Source organism: Paenibacillus terrigena DSM 21567 (assembly GCF_000374845.1).
In the GTDB taxonomy this organism is placed as follows: Bacteria; Bacillota; Bacilli; order Paenibacillales; family Paenibacillaceae; genus Paenibacillus_K; species Paenibacillus_K terrigena.
In genome coordinates, this window is sequence record NZ_KB895414.1 from 292,614 (window position 1) to 316,752 (window position 24,139).

The following is a 24,139-nucleotide window of genomic DNA, read 5'->3' on the forward strand; positions in this document are numbered from 1 at the left end:
AATGTCCGAATGAGGTACTCATGCGGCTGCTGCGCGGGTTATCAATAGACTGATCAGGTTCTGTATCCGTTCGTGAACGCTGCCTACACCTTTAGCCGCTCACCTCGTTGGCTTCCGGCTGCTGATATCGATACTGCGCCGGCGTCATGCCGGTTGCTTTTTTGAAAGCCGTAAAGAAATGACTCTTTGTCAAAAATCCTGCCTGCTGCGAAATTTCAGCAACACTCCTATCCGAATGTTGAAGCAATTCCTTCACCTTCTCAATCCGCATATTCAGAATGTAATTGGATAAAGACATACCATACTGATCAAGAAACAACTGGCGCACGTACTTGGCAGACAATGCAATATGATCGGCAATGTCATCCACAGACAGCCTTGGATCGTGAATGTGACACTGAATATATTCAATCACTTCCTCGACGTTTTTCCCTTTGCGATTCAAGCTTTTCTGGTCGCCTAGCTGGGAGATCATTCGAACAACTTCATCTTTCATCCATATATGTATCTCTTCGAGCTTCGTGAATTTCTTCAACGTATTTTCAATGCCTTCAATACTGTGCAGGGTAGTCCGTTTGCTAAAAGCTTTGATGAAGGAGAAGAACAGCAATCTGAGTTGGAATTGGCATTCGGCGAATTTCATCGTCTGCAGCCGGGCAAACAATTGTTCCAGCAAGTTAAGGGATTGCTCCTGCTTGCCGCTGCGTATGGACTGAATGAGGAGATCTAGTATGGTGTCATCCGGTTGAATCTGTAAATCTGCGTATCGCTCGTATTCTTGCTCGGTGTATATTTTGTCATCGCCACTCACGAATTTGAACAGCGTCCATTCGCATAATTCATCGTAAATCGAACGCAAATCATCTCGAACATGTCTTGATGTACTGCATGCTACAATGATATTAAGATGAACGTATTGCTTGACCCGACGGCGCAGCTCTTGTAGTTCCTCCATCATGTCATCTGCCTGATCGACAACACCAATAAGGATCAACAAATGATCGCTTCCGAAATCCACGACCTCGATGGAACGATCCTTACAGCTGAGCATCTCTTCCGCAATGTTGCCAATGGCGTATTTCAACAGTCTCCGGGAGGCGAAATCGTATCGTTCCGAGATCTCGTAGTAAGCATCGATTTTGACAACGGCCAGCCTTATCCATGTATGGTCGAGTATCTTGGATTCACGAGCCAGAGCCTCTCTTGCCTGGTCGCCCAGTCTGCCCTGCAATACCCATTGTCGCAAATATTCTGTCTTTATCAGTGTGTAGTGATCGCGTAATAACATGACGCTTTGCTGAATTGCATCATAGTCGCTTTTGGCGCGGATACGCAGCTTGCCATGGATTTGATTCGCCAGTATCCGGAGCGGCTTAAAGAAGCTGTGCGAGTTCCAGAATGCGGCCAGCAGCAGCAGGATGAGCAGCAGAATCGAAGACAGCATAATCGCCTGTCGGAAAGCCGTTGCCTGCTTACGGAACTGCTCCATACCAGACAGCGAATAGAGGGTCCAATCCTGGGAATCTAAATCGGCATAATTCACGTAAGCCTGTTCCCCGTCTACCTTCAACTGGAAGGAGCCTTGACTGGCCGCTGTCCTCGAATTCATGACGTTCTTCATCACCGCTTCATTCATCTTCCCTAGAATGACCTGTCCCGACCGATCCATCAGTGTCACTTGATTATCTGTGCCGCCTCCTCCCGAGATGAGGTACTGCTGCATTGCCTGTTTATTTAATCGTACAACCAAATATCCATATTGTTCTTTCTTGACATAAGAAGGCGGAAGCAGCAAGGTCAGATACGATTTACTTCCTGCTTCATGGTACGCATACTGCAGTAAGGACGGATCCTGCTGCTTCACCCGTTCCAACATGGTCTTATCCGAAAACTCTTCAAACGGAAGAAGACCCACATCGAAATCGATCATTTTCTCCCTGCGCATATTAAATAAGTAAGCGCCTTCAAAAAAGGATTCCTTGGATAAGTATTTGGACAACGTTTGAAGCGCTGCTGCATCCAGCAATGGATCATCCTTCTCTGAATACATCCAGTTCTGAATCGTCTGATCCTCATACATATTCAAGCTGTACCATTTCAGCTTAGCCAGGATGAATTCCGTACGATCCAATGTTTCTTCAATTCGATCTCGGTTGATCGATCCAATCTGAGAGGAGGCATAACCTTCGAATCGCTGGATCAGAAAGAATGAAAATGGGATGATAATGAGGATGATAAAGATACCGCTCCACACAAAAATGCGCAAATACGTGGATTTGAACATAAGCCGATCGCTCCCCCAACCTTTACAAGGATCATGGTACTGAGCAGTATTATAGCCCAGCCCCATTGTCTTGCCCAGTTCTCGTTCGCCTGTCAAGTTCTCAATTGGTACCTGCAAAAAAATAAACGACCGCTCCCCGATCAAGTGTCGGGAAACGGCCGCTTTATCGTACTATTTCACTTCCATCATTCATCCTATCTCACCGTGATGACGACATTCCCCTTCTTGTGCCCTTTCTCAACATAGCGATGGGCCTCAGAAATCTGCTCAAATGGATAGATTCGATCGATGACTGATTGGAGTTTCCCTTCCTCCGTAAGCACTTTGAGGTAAATTAAATCTTCCTTAAGCACCTTCGCCATGCCCTGCCCAACCACGGTAATGAATGTGCCGTTCGGCTTTAATGCCTTCTTACAGCTTGCTTTGGAGCTCTTCCCAACGGCATCGAAGATCACATCATAACGTTCTTCTCTCTGCGCAAAATCCTCTTTCGTATAATCGATAACATGATCAGCTCCCAGAGACTTCACAAATTCATAATTTGCCGAGCTGCATACCGCCGTAACGTCGGTTCCAATAATCTTCGCAATCTGCACCGCGGAGGTCCCTACCGATCCCGATGCGCCATAGATCAGAACTTTTTGACCCGTCTTTACTTTTGCTTTTCTGAAAAAATGCAATGCAGTAGTGCCCCCGAAAGGAATGGCTGCCGCTTCTTCGTAGGTCACATTCGTCGGTTTTAAGGCGATGCTGCTCTCCTCAGGCATACAAATATATTCCGCATGCGCACCAAATCGCATCCCATTTAAAGCATACACCTGATCGCCTTTCTTGAATCGTTTAACATGTTTCCCGACCGCTTCAACCTCCCCAGCAAACTCTACCCCTAGAATCAAATTTCTCGCTTTCTTAGCCCCTAAGATTAATCGCATCAGAAGCCGTAGGAACGGGTTTGTGAAGCCTCGTACCCGGCAGTCCCCTGACGTTACAGTTGTTGCATGAACTTTCACCAATACTTCATTGTCTTTCGGCGTTGGTTTCTCGACCTCTCTGAGCTCCAGAACATCTGGTGATCCGTATTTGGTACATACTATCGCTTTCATGGATTTCCTCCATACCTCAATTTGCAATAAGTATACCGAGCACAAGGTATTATCATATAGCTACTAAAGTATGGTTTTACAACAAACCCAACTTGCGCGCACGTGCTACCGCTTCGGTACGTCGCTTGACCTGCAATTTGTCAAAAATAATCCGGTTATGCCCCTTGACCGTCGTAAGTGCGATGAATAGCCGCTCGCTGATCTCGCGATTCGATAGCCCTTGAGCGATATGGCGCAATACTTCGAGTTCCCTTGCACTCAGCGGCTCGATGAGCTGTTGGGGCGGTATCGTTCGATGCTGCAACTTCACGATCTCAATCTGAGACTCCTCTGGCTCAAATGCAGCCAGCAGCTTACTGACATAGTCCAGCATCATCCCTCGCTCAGCCACTTCGCACAACAACGGATACATCGGCATGCCTTCGTCGACAAAGGCACGAATGAATCCACCGGGCTCGGCCATCGTCAGCGCGTCTACAAGTTGCTGCACAGCTGTTACTTTATCGCCAAGTGCATGCAGAGTAATGGCCCGCAAAATCATGACCTTGAGCCGTTCATCTGCAAGGCCTTTGGCTACCGCCTGCTCGTGCAATAGCTCTAGTATGCCCAGTGCTGCGCGGGGATCTCCTTGTGCTAGGGATACCCTAGCCTGACAGATGTGAAGCTCGAGCTGCTGCGCTTGATGAGCGGCTGCGGCCAAGTTGCCTTGTTGAAGCTGCGCGCGCACGTAGAGGTCAGCGATTTGAGGCAGCATATTCTCGAAATGTTGTTGGCGGGTGATATGTTCCGCCTTCGCTAACATAGCAGCTGCGCTGCCCACCTCTCCCTGTGCTAGCTTCACGCTTGCCAGAAACACTTCACCAGCGATGGCTCTGTCTGTCTGTTCGAACTGCTTCGCCAGTTGAACACTCAGCCTACCATGCTGCATCGCGGCTTGGAGGTCATTCCATGCATAACAAATCCGGGCAAAGCCAAGATGTGCTTCGCAAGCTACCGGCATTGGCGGATCACCAGCCAGCTTCAGCACACGTTGGTACGTCTCAGCCGCTGCAGCGAGTTGGTTCTCAGCCTCCTGAATCATCCCAAGTCCAAGTGTCGACATCATCGTGATCATGACATGCCCAATCATTTGGCTATTCGCTAACGCTTCGGCATAGGCGTTGCTCGCTGCACTACGGTCCCCCTGAAGCTGATAGGCATAACCCAGCGCCCAGGTCGTCGCTGTACGGACAGGCAGGTTAGTCGGGTGCAGATATTTAAGAGCTCGAAGCGACTCCGCCATAATCATGTCGGCCTCGTGCTTGCTGACAGCTAACGTGGCACGGATTGAGGCGATATGCCCGATCAGATCTAGGGTCTTCTCATCCTGTACAATCCCTTGCAGTGCTTGCTCCGCAGCTTGCAGCTTCTGTTCAACGCCTAATGTCTGACCCACTAAGAGTAAGGAAGCAGCATACATGACCCATAGGGATGGGATGGCATCCAATGTCGCACGCGGCAAACCGCTAAGCCAATGCAAGACAGGCGCCACCGCCCCACGGAAGATCAGAGGCATGCCTCCTCCCTCTAACAGATGAGCGGCAAGCCGCGTATCTCCAGCTGCCGTTGCATGGTGAAATGCTTCAATCGCAAACCCCTGATCTTCATACCACCTGCTAGCACGTCTATGATATACTGCCACGCCTCGATCAGGATCCCCTTCTTCCGAGGCACTGCTCTGCGCCACCAACCGTCTCCGCAACAAATCTGCAAAGAGATGATGGTAACGATACCACTTCCGTTCGTTGTCCAGCGGCACAATAAATAGATTGGCGCGCTCGAGATATGCTAAGGTTTCTTGTCCTGATTCTGCGATGATCTGTTGTTCCTGAACACCTCTATCCAGCACGGCATCACACAAGGTCCCGCACATTCGGTCAAGAATCGAAGTATGCAGCAAGAAATGCTGAATCCTTTCGGGCTGCTTCTGCAGCACTTCTTCAATCAAGTAGTCGAGTACGAAAGGATGGCCGCCGCTGAAGGAATGGATGATGCTGTCGGGATTTCCCTGCCCTTGCATGCACAATGCAGCTAATTGCAAGCCGGCAGCCCAGCCTTCTGTCCGGGAGAGGAGGAGGGCAACATGGTCCGATGAAAGGTGTAACTCCATCACCTGGCTTAGGAATTCAGCGGCTTCGGAGGACGTGAAACGCAAATCAGACGCACGTACTTCTATTAACTGGTTCCTGACACGCAGCCGTGACAAAGGTAAATGGGGATCCTCACGCGTGGTCAGGACCAAATGCAACTGTGGTGGCGTATGTTCCAGTAAGAAGGCGACCGAATCTTTAACTTGATCTGATGTGATTACGTGATAATCATCAAGAACGAGAACGAAAGAATCCGATATTACCATCATTTCATTGATCAAAGCCGTTATCATCGCTTCAGGTGGCGGCAGCTGAGGCGATTGCAGCCATCCTACTACGCCTTCTCCTATATTCGGCGCTACCTCTCGCAAGGCAACAATAAGATAATTCAGAAACCGCGCAAGGTCATTATCCCCCTCATCAAGCGAGAGCCATGCCGTTGGTTGTGGATATGCAGCCAGCCATTCGCTGACTAGCGTTGTTTTACCATAGCCGGCGGCAGCAGAGATCAGCGTCAGCTTGCGCTTAGCGCCTTCGTTCAATCGCTCAATCAGCCTTGGCCGAGTGACAAGGCTAGTGCGGAGCGGAGGGATATAGAGTTTGGTTGAAATGATAGGTATCGACATCAGAGCCTCCGTTCTACGCCCTCTAATCCAGCGGTGTGATCTATTTTATGATTATGTTCGACGGTATCACGGTATTTCCTTTTCGAATGGGATGAAGCATCGTATAGAAAAAAACCACCCAAAGGTGGCTTTCGTCGTCATTAGCGCATGGAATCTATTCCTCGAACTCCCATGCCGGATTCCAAACAATTTCCCATAGGTGACCATCTGGATCTTGGAAATGGCCTGAGTATCCTCCCCAGAAGGCAACATGTGCAGGGTCCGTGATGACCGCACCTGCCCGCCCGGCAAGTTCCATGATTCGATCCACTTCTTCTTTACTGCCAACATTATGACCGATTGTCAATTCGGTCGAGCTAGGCGTTGATAAGGGAACCTTCGTCTCGTGCGCGAGATCTCTGCGATCCCAGATCGCAAGCTTCAACCCCGCCTGCAAGTCGAAAAATGCGACCGCTCCATGTTCGAACTCTCTCCCGATAATCCCTTCTGTCGGGAACCCTAATCCGTCCCGGTAGAAAGTCAATGATCTTTCCAAATCATCTACGCCTAAGGTGAGTACGGTAATGCGTGGTTTCATCATTTGTTGTTACCTCCATGAACTATGATTATGGTGAATCACTGCACATCGCTGTTCCTCCGTGTTGGAATATGTATCCAGCATAACGTAATTGACAACGGGTTAACAATTGGAGGAGGGTGTGAGGTAGACAGCAGCCGTTAACTGGCTCGTCACGTACGAAATCGACGTAAATAAGTGCTATAAAGCAGTTATTTTGCTCTCCACGTACGAAAGCAGCGCAATTAACTGCTAAAAAGCATTTATTTCGCTCTACTCGCTCGAAATTTGCTCAAATAACTACCAAAAAGCAGTTATTCCGCTCTACTCGCTCGAAATCTGCTCAAATAACTACCAAAAAGCATTTATTTCGCTCTACTTGCTCGAAATCTGCTCAAATAACTGCCAAAAAGCATTTATTTCTCTCAACTCACTCAAAATCAGCGCAATTAACTACCAAAAGCAGTTATTTCGCCCAACTCACTCAAAATCTGCTCGATTAACTTCCAAAATGCAGTTATATACTCAAAAAAAACAGCCTTGGCGGCTGCTTTTTATTGCATTTATGTCCGGCGCATATAGGCACGTACCGTGATAGGCGCGAAGATCGCTACAATGACAGCAGCTCCGATGAGAGATATCACGAGATCCCAACCCACGGTACCCGCGTTAGTAAGGTCCCGGACTGCCGAGACAAGATGCGAAATCGGATTGATATTCACAAACCACTGGAGCCAGCCAGGCATGGTATTAACCGGAACAAACGCATTGGATAGAAACGTAAGCGGGAACAGCACAATCATCGATATCCCTTGCACGCTGGAGGCTGTACGGGCAATAACGCCGAAGAACGCGAAAATCCAGCTAATCGCCCAGGAGCAGAAAATCACAAGCAGCGCGGCGATGGCGACGTTGCCAAGCCCTCCAGCTGGATGATAACCCATAAGATATCCCATTGTAAAGGTGAGTACTGTCGCAATCGTATAGCGGATTGTATCTGCCAAGAGGGCTCCAGCTAGCGGTGCAATCCGTGCAATAGGCAGTGACTTAAATCGATCGAACACGCCTTTATCCATGTCCTCACGCAGCTGTACACCTGTAACGATAGAGGTCGTAATCACGGTCTGAACGAGAATGCCGGGAATGATGACTGGCAAATAGCTCACGACGTCACCGGAGATGGCTCCGCCAAAGATATAGGTAAACATCAGCGTAAAGATAATAGGTTGCAGCGTAACATCGAACAATTGCTCCGGCGTGCGCTTCAGCTTAAGCAGACCTCGATAGGCCATCGTTAACGAGTGGCGTACAGACTGACCAAAGCTCGTGTAGTTTTTAAGTTGCCGATTTACACCTGGCTTAATTGACGAGCTACTCATGCTCTTGCCACCTCCACTTTGTTCGATTCCTTAGATGCCTGTGGTGCCTCTTCCTTCGCACCATGACCCGTGATCGTTAGAAATACCTCGTCAAGGGTCGGTTTCTGTACACTCATCTCGGCCAAGTGAATCCCTTCCGAACGGAGTGCGATAAGCAGATCCGTAACCAGATCGGCGTTCGCCATCGGTGCCGTAATCTTGCCCGCTTCGGACGACACATTAGACTGGACTTTCAGCACCTGTTCAACGGTCCGACGGGCGTCATCGATATCCTGTGGATTCTGGACTCTCAAATGTAATGACGAGGTACCGACGGACGCTTTCAGTTCATCCGCTGTACCCTCGGCGACGACTCGGCCATAATCGATCACCGCGATTCGGTCAGCTAGTTGATCCGCCTCTTCAAGGTACTGCGTTGTGAGCAAGACGGTAGAACCCGTATTCACCAACCGGCGAATCGTATCCCACATCTGTGAACGCGTACGTGGGTCAAGCCCCGTAGTCGGTTCATCCAAGAAAATGAGTGGTGGCTGTGCAATGAGGCTCGCCGCCAGATCTAACCTCCTACGCATACCGCCGGAGAAATTTTTGAGCGGCCGCCTCGCAGCCTCCGTCAATCCGAACTCCTCCAGCAGCTTCGCTGCTTTACGCTTGGCCTCTGAGCGCCCGAGCCCGAGCAATCGAGAGAAGATGATCAGGTTCTCAGTCGCGCTAAGCGACTCGTCAACGGAGGCGTATTGCCCTGTGACGCCGATCAATTGACGGACGATCTGCGATTCCTTCTGCACATCGTATCCGAAGATGCGTGCCGATCCCGCATCCGGTCGAAGCAGCGTCGCCAGCATGCGAATGGTCGTCGTCTTCCCTGCTCCATTCGGCCCAAGTACGCCGTATATCGATCCGGCTCGTACATTCATGTTGACACCATCTACCGCGCGATTATCGCCGAACGTTTTGACGAGTCCACGTGCTTCAACGGCCCAATCGCCGTTATTTGGCTCTATTTTTCTATAATCCATTCTAATTCCTCCCATACAACTGATGATGTAGTGATGTTAACACCTCTTTTTAAACAGAATATAAACGGAGTTTAGAGCTGAAAAGCAAAATACCGCCAAGCTTGATCAGCCCCAGCGGTTTTCGCATCCGTATCTATTGAATTATGCTTCCTATCCCTTAATCGCACCATCGGCCATGCCCTTAATCCACAGTACAGATCCATCGTTTACCACAAGTTTATTGAGGGCTACGACTTCGCCAGTCTCGTTATCTAAATAATAATTCACGCTACCAACCATAACAACGAAACTCATCGAAAGCACGATCGCGATGAGGATGATTCGACAGATGCCCTTCAGTTGATCTCGATCGCGTTTCACCAAACGCTGTGCCCAAAATCCGACCGCAGCCCCCATGGAGTTAATCAGGATATCGTCGATATCGAAGGCTCCTAACTGTGTAAGCATTTGAATAATTTCAAGAATCGTAATAGACAGCACGAATAAAGTAATGAACCGAATAAAATGACAACGGTACAGAAGTGGGATGACAGCCCCAAAAGGGATAAATGCTACAAAGTTCCCCAATTCAAAAAACCAACCATCAAAGCTTCTCCCCATTGGAAAGTGCAGCGGAATTCCTTTAGGGACTAGATCATACCGCAAGCCAGGAACATGATCAAAAGCAATTCTGTTAAAACCTATATACAAGAAATAGAGCGTCAACAGGGTATATAAGACTAACAGGACAATGGTGATTTTACGTAACTTTCCTTGATACATGATTACATCCTTTCTTCCTGCAGAGCGCGGCACTAATGTCTTTGAACCCATTTTAGAGACGAAAGCTTAAGGGTTTGATACGCATCTCTAAATTTTTTATTAAGATCATGCCGAATCTCACTGGCCGAACACACAAAACAGGAAGTACAGAGAAGAGAACAACAAAAAAACGGCATTCCTGCCGTTTGTGTACGCATGTATTTTAGCTAACTAGCTTTAAACCAACGACAGCAAAGATAATTCCAAGAATGCTGCCGATCCGAAGCCAGCTTTTGGATTCTTTGAAAAAAATCATCCCCACAATCGCAGCCCCAACCGCTCCAATCCCTGTCCACACTGCATAAGCCGTTGCGAGCGGGATGGTCTCCATGGCACGAACAAGCAGCTGAAAGCTAATGATGAATCCTCCGATGAGGATGAGGTTATTGGTCCAGTTGTTATTTTTCGCAACCCGTTTAATCCCGATAACCCCGACAATCTCCATCAAACCCGCCGAAATGAGCAACAACCAATCCATCAAGCTTCACTCCCTTTGCTCGACAATTTCAAGGAAACAATGCATGCCAATAACAATAAGACGAATAAGATCCGCAGTAGACTGACACCGCCAGATAGTATAATTTCTACAATCGTCGTTCCTAGCGTTCCAATTCCAGTGAATACAGCATAGACCGTGCCGACAGGCAATATTTTAGTGGCGCGAATGATTAAATCGAAGCTTGCAAGCAGGGATACAAGCACGACAACACTTGGAATGGCCTCGTATTTGAACCCGCTTGCCCACAAAATCTCCAATAGTCCTCCTATGAAAACATACGTCCATGCTCTGCCATTTTGCTTAGCTGTTGTGGCTGTCATTTGTCTCCCTCCTCCAAGTGCTCTAGATAATAATTAACAATTCGATCGATATGATCCATGACTTCAGTATCCATGCCGTACACCTTTGTTTCCATACCTTCTTCAGGACGGATAAGGGACCAATACTTCGCAATGAGCTGTTCATCCTGTTGGAACCATTCCATAGAAACTTCTATGATTTGTTCCGAAAGCTTCTGAGATATGATAGAGGAAGGAGGCTCGTGCAGATGCTCCTTCACATTCCGAATCAGCTTCGCCCACGCCATGCTTCGTGGATCATTTAAGCTGAGGTCTGGCAAATTTTTAATAATCTTCATTTCATGTTCTGAGAAATACCGGGCAAGAAATGTATCTCTAATCTCTGAGGGAGACTGAAGCGCCTTGATGAATAGAAAGATATCTTCTGCTTCAATCTCCCCTTTCATTTCAATGGCAAACCTTGCCGTCTGCAACAGCTTCTCCATCTCATCCAGACGTTTCTTCTCTTCCTGAACCGTTGCCAATTCAAAATCCAGGTATTCTCTCCAACGTTGCTCATGCGAATTCTTATCCGTAATCAACATTTCTTTGATGGATGCCAGCGTAAATCCCAGCTCTTTCAAGGCTGTAATATGCTGGAGCACATTAATCTCCTCGTCGGAATAGTACCGGTAGCCCGAATCGGCTACCTTCGCAGGCTTCAATAACCCGATCTCGTCATAGTATCTTAGCGTTCTTATAGATATATTTGTATTTTTGGACAGCTGTCCAATGCTGTACATCATTTCATCACCTCTTCCTACTCGAGTATACACTCTCCAGTTAACGTGAGAGTCAAGCTTTTTTTACGCAAAAAAATACCACGTCAATTGACGTGGTTGGTGTTGACTGCTTCTTATGGACCCAGAAGCGATAATCAGTCCTGCGGCTCCGACGAGTTGGCTCATTCTTGACAATCGGTAAACATTATGACTCTTGCGCAGTAAGTGCATGATCCGGCGCTTTTTGGTTCATGATCGGCACCATGGATAGTGCGCCAATAAGGAATAATAACCCAGCTCCGCTATAGATCGTACCCAGCGAAAAGGCGTCCTTCAAAGCGCCTGCGAAAGACATGGATATGACCATCATGCCAACGAACATTGGATTCAGAACCCCATTTACTCGGCCAACAATGGATGAATCTGACCATTTCAGAATCATTGTGCTGATCCCGATATGAATACAAGGGAAAACAAGCCCATTCAGAAATTGAACGGTCAGCGTGATCGGAATGCTCGTCGAATACCCCACAATGACGGTGCAGACCGCGCCTGCCAGCATGCCTATGGCAAGAAGCAACTGCGGCGGAACCCGTTTCGCAAAGGTGGCTACAATCCCGCCACCGATCAGCATGGCTACGCCATTCACCATCAGTAAGTATTGCAAGAACTCCTTACTCTTGCCTAGCCGTTCCGTTACGATAAACAGGTTGAGCGCTTGCGCTACGCCAACAGCGAGTCCTGCGAGTATAAACGCGAGTCCGAGCATTCGCAGCACTTGGCTTTGCCAAACATACCGGAAGCCTTCAATAAAATCTTTACGGAACTGCCCTTTGACAGCGACCGTTTGAGATTCCATATTATCCTCAGGCAAGCGAATAAGGACGAGAGCGGAAAGAAGGAAGACTACTCCCATGATCGCGATCGATGTTTCAAGGCCAAATGTGCTGTAAACAAAGGTGCCAAGCATAGGGCCAAGCACCATGAAGATAGCCATCAGAGATTGGAATAGTGCCATCCCTTGCTGAAGCTGTTCTTCAGGCACATGATACTTAAACAATCGCATGCTTGAAGGCTGCGAGAACTGCGAAAGAATAGCTGAGATGAATGCGACAAGGTAGACGGAGTGCCACGAACCGAAATGTATGGTCAGTAGTACTGCGAATACCGATACCGCAGATAATAAATCGCACCAGATCATCGTTCGCTTTGGCCGCCAGCGGTCGGCAAATGTACCTCCGATGAACGAAAAAACAAATATTGGTGCGAATTCTGCCACGCTGATGAGCGAAATGGCGTATGGATCATTGTTAGTTCTTTCGGCAACGTACAGAAGGATAGCGAAATTACGTACCCAAATGCCGATCTGCAGGAGCACGTTGGATAATAATATCGTCTGCAGAAACCGATTGCTAAGAAGGCTTGGTGCTTTCGTGCTTTTTTCGTGCCTATTCAATCTTTTCAACCTCCATTTTGTCTATAAAGATGCCCAACTTGAGTAATGTATGGCTCTCCTTTAAATTCCTAATTAATCGGATCTCATCATCGTTCACCTCCTACTAAAGACTGAAATTACGGAGTCCCAAAACTAATTGTTTCCTGTAGCTTCTTCGGGGCTCTGGCCTCGATCCATTATCTTTCATAGAATTCCTTGCGAATTCCTTGCACCCAATTCAGTTCGTTCTGATAGAAGGATATCAGGTTCTCAGAAATCTTATCCCACAAAAATGCTTCACGCTCGTTTCTATGGGGTGAAAGAACTCCACGCTTGATTTTTTCCTGCTGGAACACAAGCTGCATGTTGATCCTGCTCTCATATTGGAGCAATAGTTCATTTAATTCCTCATCGCTTAGCTGGTCTGCCCACGCTAATTGAACGAGAAAAGTATTCTTGAACTCCGGAAATTCCGGTTCAGAAAGAACCCATTCCCTCAATCTGGCAAGTCCTGCATCCGTAATATGATATATCTTCTTGGATGGAGAACTCTCCTGATGTTGAATTTCGTTGGTCACATAACCTTCGTCCAAGAGCTGTACGAGAGATTTATAGATTTGATTATTGTTACCGGACCAATACATCGTTGAAGATTCTTCAATAATCTTTTTTAATTCATATCCTGTAGCAGGTCTCCAGCTAAGAAGACCAAGGATTGCAAATTGAATGGACATTTTCTCACCTCGATATGTTACTTGTAACATAGGTTAATAATATCTTATGTTATTTGTAATGTAAATATGTAGCAGCAAAAAAAGATGACTTTGACGAATCAGAAGTCATCTTTGAACGGTTTAATCACGGCGTTTTTCAATGATACTCACCTTACCTAGACCTGGCAAGGCGAAAGCCGAGATCATCAATTCGAAACGTTGGGTGACTGCGCCGGCGACACGTCGCCCCACATCCCCGCTCCTCTTCCGCCCAGCTGCCACCGCGGAAAATTCTATAGGAATCGTATACCTTCGCATCGTATATATCAAAGCACCACTCCCACACATTTCCTAACATATCATAGAGGCCCCACGCATTCGGCAGCTTTTTACCTACTTCATGGACCTTGCCCTCAGCGTTTTGATGATACCAAGCAATTTCAGCAACCTCGCCGTACCTATATCCCCCCGTACCTGCTTTACACGCATACTGCCATTCCGCTTCTGTTGGAAGACGATAACCATCGGCCTCCCAATTGCAAACAACATGCGCTCCATCCTCACTTATCGAATAACATTCTTGTAGACCCGAGTGCTGAGAAAGCAAATTACAAAATGAAATTGCATCATGCCATGACACATCTACCACAGGAAGCTCAGTTTCGTCGTAAGATTCAACTGTTCTTTGCATGATCGAGAAATATAACCCCTTCGTAACAGGAACCGGAGCAAGTAAAAAAGAATTCACCTGAACTGTCCATGTCCTCTTTATTCGATCGTCCCTTAAATCAATTTCACCTGCAGGGATTTCCACCATGGGATAATCAACCTGACTGCGCCGTTCGTGTGACACCCTATCTTCCTCCCGTTTCATCTAGCTCTCCTGGTTCGCTAATCCTCGTCATCCATTGGTAAACTTTCTCACGTAATCCTCGCAAATGTAGCGATTATCTTCGCCATGATGGGGCGAAATGTTCGCAACTCTAAAGAAGCTTAGACCCACTACCATCGCTAGCAGCCCATATGCGGCGCTTTGGGAATCTTCTACTGACATCTGCCCCGTCCGATTCCCATAATCAAAAATCTTTGCTATCCCTTGGAGATCAGCCATATAGCTCTCGGATACGACTTCCTGCAACTTGCGATCCAATACGGCTTTGGAGAAAAACTGTAGAAAGAGCTTTGCTTGAGCTTCATGCGGGATAAACATCTTTTCAATCCCGTCCAGCCGCGAAACATTGATTCTCTTCTCCGTGTCATCACGATAAGGCGGTAGTATATGTTGCAACGTAACGTCAATCATTTCCCCGGCTGTCATTGTATTTTCAATTTCTGACTCGATCTTTAGACCATAATAGGCCAAGAAAGACTTAAAGGCTTCAATCGTCAGGTTATCCTTATTTTTAAAATAATAACTGACAACTCCCTTCGAACAGTCAGCATACTCAGCAACCTTATCCAGTGTCATGCCATCAATCCCGTGAATGCTAATGCAGGTTAACGTGGCGTTTATGACATCTGCTCGGCGCTTTGGTTCCATTCCTAATTTGGGCATCATTTCACCTGATCCATTTATTTATTCTGAACAGTCAGAATAAATAAAGTCTACACAATGATTGAGCATGTTGTCAATTGGTCTGGCTCCACTAGCAAGAGTGAATAGCTTGGTCAAGCAGTTGTTGCCATATTGGGCGTTTGTCATCACGGTTAATTTTGAGCATCCATTTCACCTCTAGCTGTATTGGTTTTAAAAAACAAAACACCGGGAAAACCCGGTGCAGTAAGGTATTTTTTTGGTCGAGCCAGGGGGCTATCTGCTCGTTCAACTCGCTATCCCCTTCAAAGGGATGTCCCATTCCTGATTTAACCTTAATTAATTATACATTTTCACTTGACGTACTCTTCCAATTAGAGCCAGCACGAACAGAATAATTGTAGCTAGCAGATAATACCTATAAAATCCACGGTCCAGAGATTGCTGTGAGACTCCCATAAAATCCATAACATCTAGTTTGTTTAAGGGGCCCACATACCACATTAACATATATACCACTTGAAAAAGCTTGCCATTTCCCGACCATATGCCTAATGCTACAGCTAGCGTTGGAATAAATAAGCCGCCTATTGCCATGGCCTTTAAGCTTTCCCATTCACCTGCGGCAAGTAAATGAATCATAGCCCCACTGCCTGTCAAATAGGCAACAATGATACCAGCCAGCCACATTACAATAAATTGATTCCGAACCGGATGTAGAGCAATAAACATCAATTGATGGGTACGGTAATACTTTTCATTGGTACCCATTGCCGACCAAATTAGAACAGGCCAGACCCAGGTAAAGGGTAATACAAACTCTTGTACGGACTCTACTGGCAAAAATAAACCAAGCACGATCATGACCAAAGCTACCAAGTACCACCAAAGACGCAACCCTTTGAGCATGAGACGAAGTTCCAGGGCTAATGTTTTCACGTAGTTGGATTGCTCTTGTACATGCGTATAAGGAGTTAATTTGATTTCAATGTCATTCTTATGTTCAGGCTTATTGTCCGCCTCCGCTGTTCCTGATTCGTTCGATTTACTTTTTTTATTACTTTTGGTTGAACGTGTTAGATCAAACCGATGAAAGAAAATGGAAGCTACTGCTGCAATCACTATTGCCACAGCTAACCAAATATAACGTTCTAAAAACATAGGTATAGTCCACTGTACACCTGTCCAAACGTAGGTTACTATTTCCCCCTTAAATGGACTGATATCCGTGACATGGCCCACATCGTTGTGAGGGACCCTAGCATTCGCCTCGATCGATAACCTGGTTAAGATCGGTGAAGTCCCGAACATATCCTGGCTAGAACTCATGGCAGACGTAGAAAGTTTAAGTGAAAAGATCCACAAAACAAAATAAATGACATTCCCCAATCCCTTACGCAACAAAGGCACGGATTCAAAAAAGATTGCAATTGAAGCCACCATCGCCATCGTTGGCAATGTAGAATAAATAAATGGAAGTAAAAGTCTTACCACATCAACTGTATAATCTTCCCCTCTAATAAGTTGCATAGCAAGAGCAGTTACAACTAATACAACAACAATAGACATCAAGAGAACGAAATTACTCCACATTTTCCCCATAGTGTATAGCCACCGGGTAATCGGGGTCGTTGCTATAATTTGTCCCACCCCGGTCTGCACATCTCGCTCAATTGCATTTTTTACGAGAAAGAACGCTGGAAGACTTAGTAACATGGATGCTATTATGGCAATTGTGCTGCCTACCCATGCGGAGTTATAAATACCGCGTACGCCGTTTAGGGATAAAGTTAAATAATTATCGTGACTTGAAGGTATGTACTTAAACACGATAAAAATCGATACTAACACTGTAATCAAAAAACTGTATCTTCGGATTCTTTCTAAATAATCAGCTTTCATCATGTGGAATAGAATACGAAGCGATGTCATGAAGTTGTCTCCTGCTTATTTGCCGACATGTAATACAAATACGCATCCTCCAAAGTCGGAGTCACCAAATGGCTTTCTGCTGAAGGCTGAATATCGGCAATAACTCTCACACGCACCCCTTCACTACTTTGAATTGTGCTGCTGACTACCAATTGTTTACGTACTTCCATCCATGTATCGCTCGGCAGCAACCACTCCCACACTTTTCCTACAGACGCAGCCAGTATTTTGCTCTGATCTGCCTGCACCACGAGTCGCCCATTATTGACAATCGCGATGTCTGTTGCGGAAGCTTCGATATCGGATACGATATGGGTTGATAATATAACAATACGATCGCCTGACAATTCGGATAGAAGATTACGAAAACGAATACGTTCTTCGGGGTCAAGACCAACCGTTGGCTCGTCAACGATTAATAGCTTGGGATCGTTCAATAACGCCTGTGCGATACCTACACGTTGTTTCATCCCGCCTGAAAGACTATTCAATGGTTTTTTGCGAACCTCATGAAGATTAAGCAAATATAGTAACTCGTCAATTCTTTTTCTTGCGATTCTATGATCCAACCCTCTGATCGCCGCTAAATATTCCAAAAACTCAACCGCATTTAAATGAGGGTATACGCCAAAATCTTGTGGCAAATAACCTAATATGCCCCGCACAGCATTAGGATTTTCAGTGATATCGATTCCATTCCAACTCACCTTACCAGCTGTAGGTTGGATAATTGTCGATAAGATTCGCATCAATGTTGATTTTCCGGCACCATTCGGCCCTAACAATCCCAATACGCCTGTTTGAATAGTTAGAGATAAGTCACGAAGCCCGTAAAAATCACCTTTATATTTCTTGCTTACACTATCAACAATTAATTCCATATATTCCCCCTATATTACTTTGTTTTCTCATTACATTATGTTACATTATCCCATAAATTTCCTCAATGTGTTTTTATTGCTATAACTTGACAGATACATTGAAGCCTTTCACGATGAGCCATACCGCTAGAATCATTTCATAAGAGGCTACTGGAATCGCCAACACGACTCCCCATGTTGAAAGTTGAAGAATGATACCGAACATTTCTAGCACGGCTGCAAGAAGAATGAGTGTTGCTCCAGCAAGACCCATGACTGCGATAGGCCGGGGAACAAGTTTGGATTGATAGAGTAGATAACTGCATATCAGCGTATTTATGCCTAGCATGAAATTGGGGCCAAGCAAAAAGGTCCAGTCATGTACGGCTTTTAATAATGTGCCTGCAGTTTGAAAAGAGGTTGCATGCGGAGCTACTGCTTCTACAAATTCTTGACTTAGGGTCAATAGAGACAAGACGCTGACTATACCAACAGTAATGATAACGGCTTCAAGAAGCCTGAAACAAACATACCCAAGAGCTAAGCTTTCACTGTGCTTTTTGAAGAATGGGAACAGCATAATCGAGGTACCGACAGCGGAACAGACCAGAACTAACTCACACAGCGCGCCTAGTATCACCTGATTTTTATGTTCAAAACCTGTAATCAGGTAATTGGGATCTTTTAGAATCGGATCGTATAAAAGAACACCAATGATCGACGAAACCGTCGCAAGTATAAATAGGACTCCCACAATTTTTGTTGCCTTCTTGCTATGATTCATTGGTTTCTCACCCTAATCACGACGTTCCCTTTCTTATGTCCGTTTTCGACATACGTATGAGCCTCAGCGATCTGTTCCAACGAATAACAGCGATCGATGACCGATTTTACCTTTCCTTCCTCAATTAAACGTGTGAGCGAATACAGATCTTCCATCTTAAGCTTAATCGCGGATTTAACGGAAAGATACCTCCCCTTGTTCTTAAGGGCGCTTTTACTGCGTGAAGACGAAATTTTCCCTACCGCATCGAAAATAAGGTCATACGTCTGGCCGCTTTGAGTAAAATCCCCCTTTGTATAATCCAGGACTTTATCGGCTCCCAGCGCTTTCACCATTTCCACGTTCGCGGTGCTGCAAACAGCAGTGACCTCCGCCCCAAATGATTTGGCAAGCTGAACCGCAAAAGTGCCGACGCTTCCGGATGCCCCGTAAATAAGCACTTTCTGTCCGCGCTCAATCCCTCCTTTTCTAAGAAAACACAGCGCTGTAAGTCCCCCGACAGGAACGGCGGCTGCTTCCTCGAAGGTCATATGGGCAGGTTTCATGGCCACAAACCCTTCATTGGCCTTCGCCCCTTCTTCTGGCAGGCAAATGTACTCAGCATAAGCGCCAAATCCAAGGCCGGTGTATGCGAAAACAGGGTCGCCCTTCTTAAAACGTGTCACGTCCTTGCCGACGGCTTCAACCTCTCCTGCTAGCTCAAACCCCAAAATGGTTGCCTTCTTCGGCCTAAAAAGTCCGTTGAAAAGTCTTGCCGCAACGGGATCGGCCTTTCTCATGCGCCAATCCGCTGCCGATACGGTCGTCATATGGATCTTGATTAATAGTTCATGATCCTTGGGCGTCGGCTTTTGCACCTCTTTCATTTCAAGCACATGCGGTGGTCCATATTGTTCGTAGACGATGGCTCTCATGTCGCTCCTCCTCATAAATTAATTATTGAACTGGATCTTCCTCGTAAGCGAAGACGTCCTCCAGAGGCATCTGGAACACGCGTGCGATGCGAAAAGCTAATTCCAACGAAGGCGAATATTTTCCCTTCTCAATCGCTACGATCGTCTGCCGTGTCACCCCTACTTGGTCAGCGAGCTGCTGCTGGGTCATTTCGTTATGGTTGAATCGCAAGCTGCGAATGTGATTGCTAATGTGACTTTGGCCCATCTTATACTCCTTTCCGATAGTGATAAAGCCGCGTAACGCTGCTGGCAACATCGGATATGAATCCTGAGAAAATCAAAATGACGAACATAACGGAAGGCGTCATTCGCAGGACTAATGAAACCATCGCGAGCAGAAATCCGAGAACGAAGACGAAATAAGACATTCTCATGGCCTTCAATTCGATTAGCTTGTCGAGCTCGTCAGCGAAGGAAGGTTCCACTTCTTTCGTCGCAATCCGGTTAATGATGATGAATATGATCTCAATGATGACTTTGGCCACGATCGTTACCGGAATGAGAATTAGGATAACGGCACCCCAGAAACGGAAAAGCTCCGCCCCCGCTAGATTCGCATCATTGTACCTGACGTACACAGCCCCACAGTAGGATCCAAAAATCAAAATCGTGCTGATTAGCGATACAATATTTTTCTTCTCTTGATAGGACATGGAATATCTCCTCTGCTAACCCGTCTGTTTATTGGTAAAGTTTTCCGTATACAATGTAACATTAAGGATACACCATGTCAAATATTTTTTACATTCAAATCTCCAATTTTCTGCGAGATCTGCTTTTCTAGGAAGCAGAATTAACCTTCATTAGCACGAAGGTTATTCCCTACTGTGAATTACAAGAGGAATCCGCTGAAAATCATAAGGACATTAATCCATGTATGCCAGATCACGACTGGAATGATACTTTTGGATTTGATCGTAATGCCTCCGAAATACAACCCTCCCAGCGCATAGGCGATGCACACGCCCCAAGAGAATCCAAGGGAATAATGCTGTAAACCAAACCCTGCGCTGGTCACAATTACTGCCCACTTATCACCCAATTGTTCTGAGAACCGACTAAGAAGCATCCCTCGCCAGATGATCTCCTCCAACACATTTATGATGGAAAAAGCGATCGCGAATAACCAAATCTCTTGCACGTTACTCCATCCGTTTCGAATAACAAATGGCATAAAAGTAAAAGAAATCGCTCCAATTGCGATGAGTAAGAAATAGTTAACTTTTGATTGACGGAAGCCTGACCAAATAAATGGTATACCTATCTTCTCGTTCCAATGCGGTTTTTTCGCATACAGCATGAAGGGTAATTTTTGAATAAACGCTAAGATAAACAAGGGAATGATTATACAAATCAGTGACAATCTGTTTAGAAGGATATGCCATTCATTTGGCTTCAAATCGAGAACCCAACTTGAGTTTATGAATAGATATAGAGCAAATCCGACACCCAAACCTATCGTTGTCAGTAGAAATGATCGCATTGGCTTGTAAATGAAGAGCAATCCGGTACAACTTCCCCACAAACACATCAATAAGTAGTTTTGCGTTTGAAGAGAGGTAAAAAGTAACCCAACTAAGAACAGACAAGCTAAATTCCTAAGTAATGTGAAATTCATTTTATCCTCCTTATGGATTTAGACAATCGTGGAATTACGCTGGAGGGTACTCATTTGTCCATATTATCGAGGTACTCCATACATATACTGCATTATTGTGAGAGGATGTGAGAATTGACTTGGATATGAAGAAAATGGGCTTTGCAGATCGCGTAATCTTTATTCTCGGACTAACCTTAGCCGGTGTACTGACATTTGTCCTTGTGATCGGAGTCATTGTTGCAGTATTAAAATTTTACATGGACAGCAAGGAACGAACAATACAAGTTCAGCCAGATCCACTGCTAAAGGATGATCCGAGGTCACCTTCGGGCAGCGTCTCGACGAGTAAGCATTTATCTGAAGACGAAGATTGGCAAGTCAATGATGCGCAAGAAAGGCCACCGAATTAGGTGATTTTAGAAAGGAGATGACGCAATTGGCAACGAAAAATCAAGGGATGTCGAAGTTCTTTAGTGATGCGAAGAAAGGATTTCTAAATTTCGCCAATAACTATTCCATAGCGGTGAACAGTGGCGCGAAAGAGGCAGGGAAGCAAATTTTTGAAGGTATGGAGGGATTGAATCAACCATCCGATATTCCTGCTGGAAAGCTGTTCACAGCCGTTAAAATTGGCGTACAACATGCCAGTGAACATATGGTGAATTCAAGTATGGAATTCGTTGAACAAATGAAAAATAATCAAAAAAGCAAATAGGAAGTTTGACTCTCAGTTCCGTGTTTTCTCCTCTTGGTTGATGAACTTACGTTATTGACCAGAGGTTTTTTTGAGTTGAAATCCGAATACATACATAGACTAAACGGTTTGGATTATAGAAAAAACGTAGGACCACTTCCTTTAACGAAAATAAGGAAGCAGTCCCTATTTCATTTTCATGTATTTATTACTCTTTATTTTCCTTATCTTTTTCTTTTTTTTCTTTTTCTTTTTCCTTTTTTTCTTTTTCTTGCTGCTGTTTCTCAATCTTTTTTTGTTCTTTTTCTTTCTTTTTCGCTTTCTTTTTTTCTTTTTTCTTCGCTTTTTTCTCAAGCTTCTTCTCTTCTTTTAGTCTCTCTTTTTCTTTCTCTTCTTCTTTTTTCTTTGCTTTTTTCTCAAGCTTAGCTTGCTCTTTCGCTTTTTCATTTTCCTCTTTGTTCGTCGATTTTTGTTCTTTCATTTCTTCCTCACTCATGTTTTATCCCTCCATTTTGGAATTGATAACCTTGTTCAAACGGTATCTGACAACTTCTGGATTAAAATATTCAAGCATATGAATCCCTGGCACTAACTGAAAATAAATGTCATATATCTTGTAAGGAATTTTAGCGTGCAGTTCAGGAATACGAAGATTGATCGGCTTTTGGAACAGATCGACAGCCTCTTCTTCGGTCTTGAGCCCAGAGTCAACCACTTTTCTGTAGGATTGTAAACCAATCGAGCTGATTGATTTGCCAATCCCCTCTTGTCTGTGAGCAATTTTCTCAAATAAAGAAGCTGGTACGTACCTCGAATTCACAATTGCTATATTGTGAGAAACGATAAAATCACTTTTGTCGCTGATCAAAATCGATTCTCTCAGATATAAAGGAGCGCCGGAGAACCCATCTTGATGATCAGCATGTTCTTCATTCAATTGCTCTTGTCGAATGACCGTTACGCGCAGCTTTTCGTTCAACAAGGTTTCTAGCAAATCTGTGGTCCTTCCGTCTGTCACTAATAGCAAATCGAAAATCAGTTTCTGCAAAAAATCCAATGCTTCCCCCGCATGCTGCGAGTCCTTGCCATCAGTATTCCTATCTGTCATACAGTTTCCTCCAATAGCTGTTAACGATACAGACCGGAATCGCGGAGCCCCTGCAAAAATATGTTAAATTCGTCAAGATTCAACTGCTGCTTCGCATCAGAAAGTGCAACCTGCGGATTCGGATGCACCTCGACCATGATACCGTCTGCTCCAACCGCAAGCGCAGCTTTCGCGCATGGAAGCATAATATCCTTTCGACCCGTGGAATGGGTGACATCTACGAGAACCGGGAGATGGGTCTCTTGTTTCAATATCGGAACAGCAGAAATATCGAGTGTATTACGCGTCCATTTTTCATAGGTGCGAATTCCGCGCTCGATTAACATGACTTGGTTATTCCCGCTGGATAGCAGATATTCAGCCGCAAACACGAACTCCTCGAGTGTGGCGGAGAGGCCTCGTTTCAGCAGGACAGGCTTTTGGGTTTGGCCAACGGCTTTCAACAGATCGAAGTTATGCATGTTGCGGGCACCAATCTGAAAGATGTCAATGTAACGAGCAGCCGTGTCGATTTGCAAAGGGCTCATGATTTCACTGATCGTCACCATACCCGTTTCATCAGCCACTTCCTTCATGATTTTCAACCCTTCTTCGCCAAGGCCTTGAAAATCATACGGTGATGTTCTCGGTTTGAACGCGCCTCCTCGTAAGACGGTAATGCCGGCATTCCTCATTGCGGTAGCAACCGTTAATAGCTGATCTCTGCTTTCAATTGAGCAGGGCCCAGCGACGGTGACGTGCGAAGAACCGCCGATTTCGGCATGCTTTACTTGAATAATCGTATCCTCACTCTTATGCTGGCGGCTAACAAGAAGCTTGCGCTCGGCTGGAGCCTCCTTTTTTACTTTGGGATTCGCAAAAGTATGGGTAGCAAGCTCATTCAGTAGTTGTTGGTTGCCAACTGGCTCCGCTTGTGAAATGCCCTGCTTATTCTTTTCTTGAACGATTTCCATTGCCATTCGTGCACGCTCGTTCATCAGATCGAGCAATTGTTGGTTAATTCCATCCCATTGCGTTATTAATTGTTGCCATTTGTCGCTCATGACGAGCACACCTCTCTTTTTCAC

The 24,139-nt window shown here is 45.7% G+C and carries 27 protein-coding genes; 2 read left to right on the forward strand and 25 right to left on the reverse strand.

Translation table 11 applies throughout. The features are described 5' to 3' along the window. Positions 1-91 precede the first annotated feature (91 nt). The 22 genes from C558_RS0109285 to C558_RS34635 all read right to left on the reverse strand — a co-directional run bounded on the left by C558_RS0109285 (position 92) and on the right by C558_RS34635 (position 20,970). Positions 92-2,401, reverse strand: coding sequence for an AraC family transcriptional regulator (locus tag C558_RS0109285; RefSeq protein ID WP_245583770.1), 2,310 nt, complete (start codon positions 2,399-2,401; stop codon positions 92-94). 77 nt (positions 2,402-2,478) lie between these two features. Next, complete coding sequence (locus C558_RS0109290; protein ID WP_018755986.1) at positions 2,479-3,387, reverse strand: NAD(P)-dependent alcohol dehydrogenase; 909 nt, start codon at positions 3,385-3,387, stop codon at positions 2,479-2,481. A gap of 76 nt (positions 3,388-3,463) precedes the next feature. Continuing rightward, the gene (locus C558_RS0109295; RefSeq protein ID WP_018755987.1) at positions 3,464-6,142 is read right to left on the reverse strand and encodes a winged helix-turn-helix domain-containing protein; all 2,679 of its coding nucleotides are present in this window, start codon (positions 6,140-6,142) and stop codon (positions 3,464-3,466) included. Positions 6,143-6,296: 154 nt separating this feature from the next. After that, entirely contained in the window at positions 6,297-6,719 is a 423-nt protein-coding gene (locus C558_RS0109300) for a VOC family protein (RefSeq protein ID WP_026263818.1), read from the reverse strand. Between the two features lie 542 nt (positions 6,720-7,261). Next, positions 7,262-8,077: an ABC transporter permease gene (locus C558_RS0109305; protein ID WP_018755989.1), complete on the reverse strand. Its 816-nt coding sequence runs from the start codon at positions 8,075-8,077 to the stop codon at positions 7,262-7,264. Beyond that, the gene (locus C558_RS0109310; RefSeq protein WP_018755990.1) at positions 8,074-9,096 is read right to left on the reverse strand and encodes a daunorubicin resistance protein DrrA family ABC transporter ATP-binding protein; all 1,023 of its coding nucleotides are present in this window, start codon (positions 9,094-9,096) and stop codon (positions 8,074-8,076) included. The genes C558_RS0109305 and C558_RS0109310 overlap by 4 nt, the downstream gene beginning before the upstream one ends. A gap of 150 nt (positions 9,097-9,246) precedes the next feature. After that, entirely contained in the window at positions 9,247-9,909 is a 663-nt protein-coding gene (locus tag C558_RS30800) for a VanZ family protein (protein ID WP_245583771.1), read from the reverse strand. 151 nt (positions 9,910-10,060) lie between these two features. Beyond that, positions 10,061-10,375, reverse strand: coding sequence for a DMT family transporter (locus C558_RS0109320; RefSeq protein WP_018755992.1), 315 nt, complete (start codon positions 10,373-10,375; stop codon positions 10,061-10,063). After that, positions 10,375-10,716 carry a DMT family transporter gene (locus C558_RS0109325; RefSeq protein WP_018755993.1) on the reverse strand — a complete coding sequence of 114 codons (342 nt, stop codon included), beginning with the start codon at positions 10,714-10,716 and terminating at the stop codon, positions 10,375-10,377. Before C558_RS0109325 ends, C558_RS0109320 begins: the two co-directional genes overlap by 1 nt. Beyond that, positions 10,713-11,480: a MerR family transcriptional regulator gene (locus C558_RS0109330; RefSeq protein ID WP_018755994.1), complete on the reverse strand. Its 768-nt coding sequence runs from the start codon at positions 11,478-11,480 to the stop codon at positions 10,713-10,715. Before C558_RS0109330 ends, C558_RS0109325 begins: the two co-directional genes overlap by 4 nt. Before the next feature lie 181 nt (positions 11,481-11,661). Further along, positions 11,662-12,912, reverse strand: coding sequence for an MFS transporter (locus C558_RS0109335; protein WP_018755995.1), 1,251 nt, complete (start codon positions 12,910-12,912; stop codon positions 11,662-11,664). Positions 12,913-13,088: 176 nt separating this feature from the next. Next, positions 13,089-13,625 carry a PadR family transcriptional regulator gene (locus C558_RS0109340; protein ID WP_018755996.1) on the reverse strand — a complete coding sequence of 179 codons (537 nt, stop codon included), beginning with the start codon at positions 13,623-13,625 and terminating at the stop codon, positions 13,089-13,091. A 151-nt stretch (positions 13,626-13,776) separates the two neighbouring features. Further along, entirely contained in the window at positions 13,777-14,478 is a 702-nt protein-coding gene (locus C558_RS0109345; protein WP_018755997.1) for a formylglycine-generating enzyme family protein, read from the reverse strand. Between the two features lie 27 nt (positions 14,479-14,505). Then, positions 14,506-15,159 carry a TetR/AcrR family transcriptional regulator gene (locus C558_RS0109350; protein ID WP_018755998.1) on the reverse strand — a complete coding sequence of 218 codons (654 nt, stop codon included), beginning with the start codon at positions 15,157-15,159 and terminating at the stop codon, positions 14,506-14,508. A 91-nt stretch (positions 15,160-15,250) separates the two neighbouring features. Continuing rightward, on the reverse strand, positions 15,251-15,430 hold the full coding sequence (locus tag C558_RS0109355; RefSeq protein WP_018755999.1) for a hypothetical protein: 180 nt from the start codon (positions 15,428-15,430) through the stop codon (positions 15,251-15,253). A gap of 47 nt (positions 15,431-15,477) precedes the next feature. Next, positions 15,478-17,070, reverse strand: a complete 1,593-nt coding sequence (locus C558_RS0109360; protein ID WP_018756000.1) for an ABC-2 transporter permease — start codon at positions 17,068-17,070, stop codon at positions 15,478-15,480. Continuing rightward, positions 17,067-17,951 (reverse strand): ABC transporter ATP-binding protein, encoded by an 885-nt coding sequence (locus C558_RS0109365; RefSeq protein WP_018756001.1) that lies wholly within the window; start codon positions 17,949-17,951, stop codon positions 17,067-17,069. Before C558_RS0109365 ends, C558_RS0109360 begins: the two co-directional genes overlap by 4 nt. Before the next feature lie 79 nt (positions 17,952-18,030). After that, positions 18,031-18,714 (reverse strand): DUF4386 domain-containing protein, encoded by a 684-nt coding sequence (locus tag C558_RS0109370; protein ID WP_018756002.1) that lies wholly within the window; start codon positions 18,712-18,714, stop codon positions 18,031-18,033. Next, positions 18,711-19,628 carry an NAD(P)-dependent alcohol dehydrogenase gene (locus C558_RS0109375; protein WP_018756003.1) on the reverse strand — a complete coding sequence of 306 codons (918 nt, stop codon included), beginning with the start codon at positions 19,626-19,628 and terminating at the stop codon, positions 18,711-18,713. The genes C558_RS0109370 and C558_RS0109375 overlap by 4 nt, the downstream gene beginning before the upstream one ends. Before the next feature lie 22 nt (positions 19,629-19,650). Further along, positions 19,651-19,875, reverse strand: coding sequence for a helix-turn-helix transcriptional regulator (locus C558_RS0109380; protein WP_018756004.1), 225 nt, complete (start codon positions 19,873-19,875; stop codon positions 19,651-19,653). Between the two features lies 1 nt (position 19,876). Continuing rightward, positions 19,877-20,323: a hypothetical protein gene (locus C558_RS0109385; RefSeq protein WP_018756005.1), complete on the reverse strand. Its 447-nt coding sequence runs from the start codon at positions 20,321-20,323 to the stop codon at positions 19,877-19,879. A 179-nt stretch (positions 20,324-20,502) separates the two neighbouring features. Further along, positions 20,503-20,970, reverse strand: coding sequence for a CPBP family intramembrane glutamic endopeptidase (locus C558_RS34635; protein WP_245583772.1), 468 nt, complete (start codon positions 20,968-20,970; stop codon positions 20,503-20,505). Positions 20,971-21,413: 443 nt separating this feature from the next. On the opposite strand from C558_RS34635, the gene C558_RS0109395 reads away from it, so the two are divergent. Together C558_RS0109395 and C558_RS0109400 are read left to right on the forward strand one after the other, a co-directional pair. Then, positions 21,414-21,680 (forward strand): hypothetical protein, encoded by a 267-nt coding sequence (locus C558_RS0109395; protein WP_245583785.1) that lies wholly within the window; start codon positions 21,414-21,416, stop codon positions 21,678-21,680. Between the two features lie 17 nt (positions 21,681-21,697). Continuing rightward, on the forward strand, positions 21,698-21,985 hold the full coding sequence (locus C558_RS0109400; protein ID WP_245583773.1) for a hypothetical protein: 288 nt from the start codon (positions 21,698-21,700) through the stop codon (positions 21,983-21,985). Between the two features lie 187 nt (positions 21,986-22,172). Here the strand turns inward: C558_RS0109400 and C558_RS0109405 are convergent, their stop codons facing one another. The 3 genes from C558_RS0109405 to C558_RS0109415 are packed head-to-tail and all read right to left on the reverse strand — an operon-like array spanning position 22,173 to position 24,115. Then, on the reverse strand, positions 22,173-22,460 hold the full coding sequence (locus tag C558_RS0109405; protein ID WP_018756009.1) for a hypothetical protein: 288 nt from the start codon (positions 22,458-22,460) through the stop codon (positions 22,173-22,175). A 3-nt stretch (positions 22,461-22,463) separates the two neighbouring features. Beyond that, a complete protein-coding gene (locus tag C558_RS0109410) occupies positions 22,464-23,072 on the reverse strand; it encodes a chorismate pyruvate-lyase family protein (RefSeq protein WP_018756010.1) in 609 nt (202 codons plus the stop codon). A 20-nt stretch (positions 23,073-23,092) separates the two neighbouring features. Further along, positions 23,093-24,115: a bifunctional 3-deoxy-7-phosphoheptulonate synthase/chorismate mutase gene (locus C558_RS0109415; RefSeq protein ID WP_018756011.1), complete on the reverse strand. Its 1,023-nt coding sequence runs from the start codon at positions 24,113-24,115 to the stop codon at positions 23,093-23,095. Positions 24,116-24,139 lie beyond the last annotated feature (24 nt).

Bases quoted from the DNA above. Each gene is read 5' to 3' on its own strand.
- C558_RS0109290 (WP_018755986.1), bottom strand. From the start codon at position 3,387: ATGAAAGCGATAGTATGTACCAAATACGGATCACCAGATGTTCTGGAG.
- C558_RS0109295 (WP_018755987.1), bottom strand. From the start codon at position 6,142: ATGTCGATACCTATCATTTCAACCAAACTCTATATCCCTCCGCTCCGC.
- C558_RS0109300 (WP_026263818.1), bottom strand. From the start codon at position 6,719: ATGAAACCACGCATTACCGTACTCACCTTAGGCGTAGATGATTTGGAA.
- C558_RS0109305 (WP_018755989.1), bottom strand. From the start codon at position 8,077: ATGAGTAGCTCGTCAATTAAGCCAGGTGTAAATCGGCAACTTAAAAAC.
- C558_RS0109310 (WP_018755990.1), bottom strand. From the start codon at position 9,096: ATGGATTATAGAAAAATAGAGCCAAATAACGGCGATTGGGCCGTTGAA.
- C558_RS30800 (WP_245583771.1), bottom strand. From the start codon at position 9,909: ATGGGTTCAAAGACATTAGTGCCGCGCTCTGCAGGAAGAAAGGATGTA.
- C558_RS0109320 (WP_018755992.1), bottom strand. From the start codon at position 10,375: ATGGATTGGTTGTTGCTCATTTCGGCGGGTTTGATGGAGATTGTCGGG.
- C558_RS0109325 (WP_018755993.1), bottom strand. From the start codon at position 10,716: ATGACAGCCACAACAGCTAAGCAAAATGGCAGAGCATGGACGTATGTT.
- C558_RS0109330 (WP_018755994.1), bottom strand. From the start codon at position 11,480: ATGATGTACAGCATTGGACAGCTGTCCAAAAATACAAATATATCTATA.
- C558_RS0109340 (WP_018755996.1), bottom strand. From the start codon at position 13,625: ATGTCCATTCAATTTGCAATCCTTGGTCTTCTTAGCTGGAGACCTGCT.
- C558_RS0109345 (WP_018755997.1), bottom strand. From the start codon at position 14,478: ATGAAACGGGAGGAAGATAGGGTGTCACACGAACGGCGCAGTCAGGTT.
- C558_RS0109350 (WP_018755998.1), bottom strand. From the start codon at position 15,159: ATGCCCAAATTAGGAATGGAACCAAAGCGCCGAGCAGATGTCATAAAC.
- C558_RS0109360 (WP_018756000.1), bottom strand. From the start codon at position 17,070: ATGACATCGCTTCGTATTCTATTCCACATGATGAAAGCTGATTATTTA.
- C558_RS0109365 (WP_018756001.1), bottom strand. From the start codon at position 17,951: ATGGAATTAATTGTTGATAGTGTAAGCAAGAAATATAAAGGTGATTTT.
- C558_RS0109370 (WP_018756002.1), bottom strand. From the start codon at position 18,714: ATGAATCATAGCAAGAAGGCAACAAAAATTGTGGGAGTCCTATTTATA.
- C558_RS0109375 (WP_018756003.1), bottom strand. From the start codon at position 19,628: ATGAGAGCCATCGTCTACGAACAATATGGACCACCGCATGTGCTTGAA.
- C558_RS0109380 (WP_018756004.1), bottom strand. From the start codon at position 19,875: ATGGGCCAAAGTCACATTAGCAATCACATTCGCAGCTTGCGATTCAAC.
- C558_RS0109385 (WP_018756005.1), bottom strand. From the start codon at position 20,323: ATGTCCTATCAAGAGAAGAAAAATATTGTATCGCTAATCAGCACGATT.
- C558_RS34635 (WP_245583772.1), bottom strand. From the start codon at position 20,970: ATGCTGTATGCGAAAAAACCGCATTGGAACGAGAAGATAGGTATACCA.
- C558_RS0109395 (WP_245583785.1), top strand. From the start codon at position 21,414: ATGAAGAAAATGGGCTTTGCAGATCGCGTAATCTTTATTCTCGGACTA.
- C558_RS0109400 (WP_245583773.1), top strand. From the start codon at position 21,698: ATGACGCAATTGGCAACGAAAAATCAAGGGATGTCGAAGTTCTTTAGT.
- C558_RS0109405 (WP_018756009.1), bottom strand. From the start codon at position 22,460: ATGAGTGAGGAAGAAATGAAAGAACAAAAATCGACGAACAAAGAGGAA.
- C558_RS0109410 (WP_018756010.1), bottom strand. From the start codon at position 23,072: ATGACAGATAGGAATACTGATGGCAAGGACTCGCAGCATGCGGGGGAA.
- C558_RS0109415 (WP_018756011.1), bottom strand. From the start codon at position 24,115: ATGAGCGACAAATGGCAACAATTAATAACGCAATGGGATGGAATTAAC.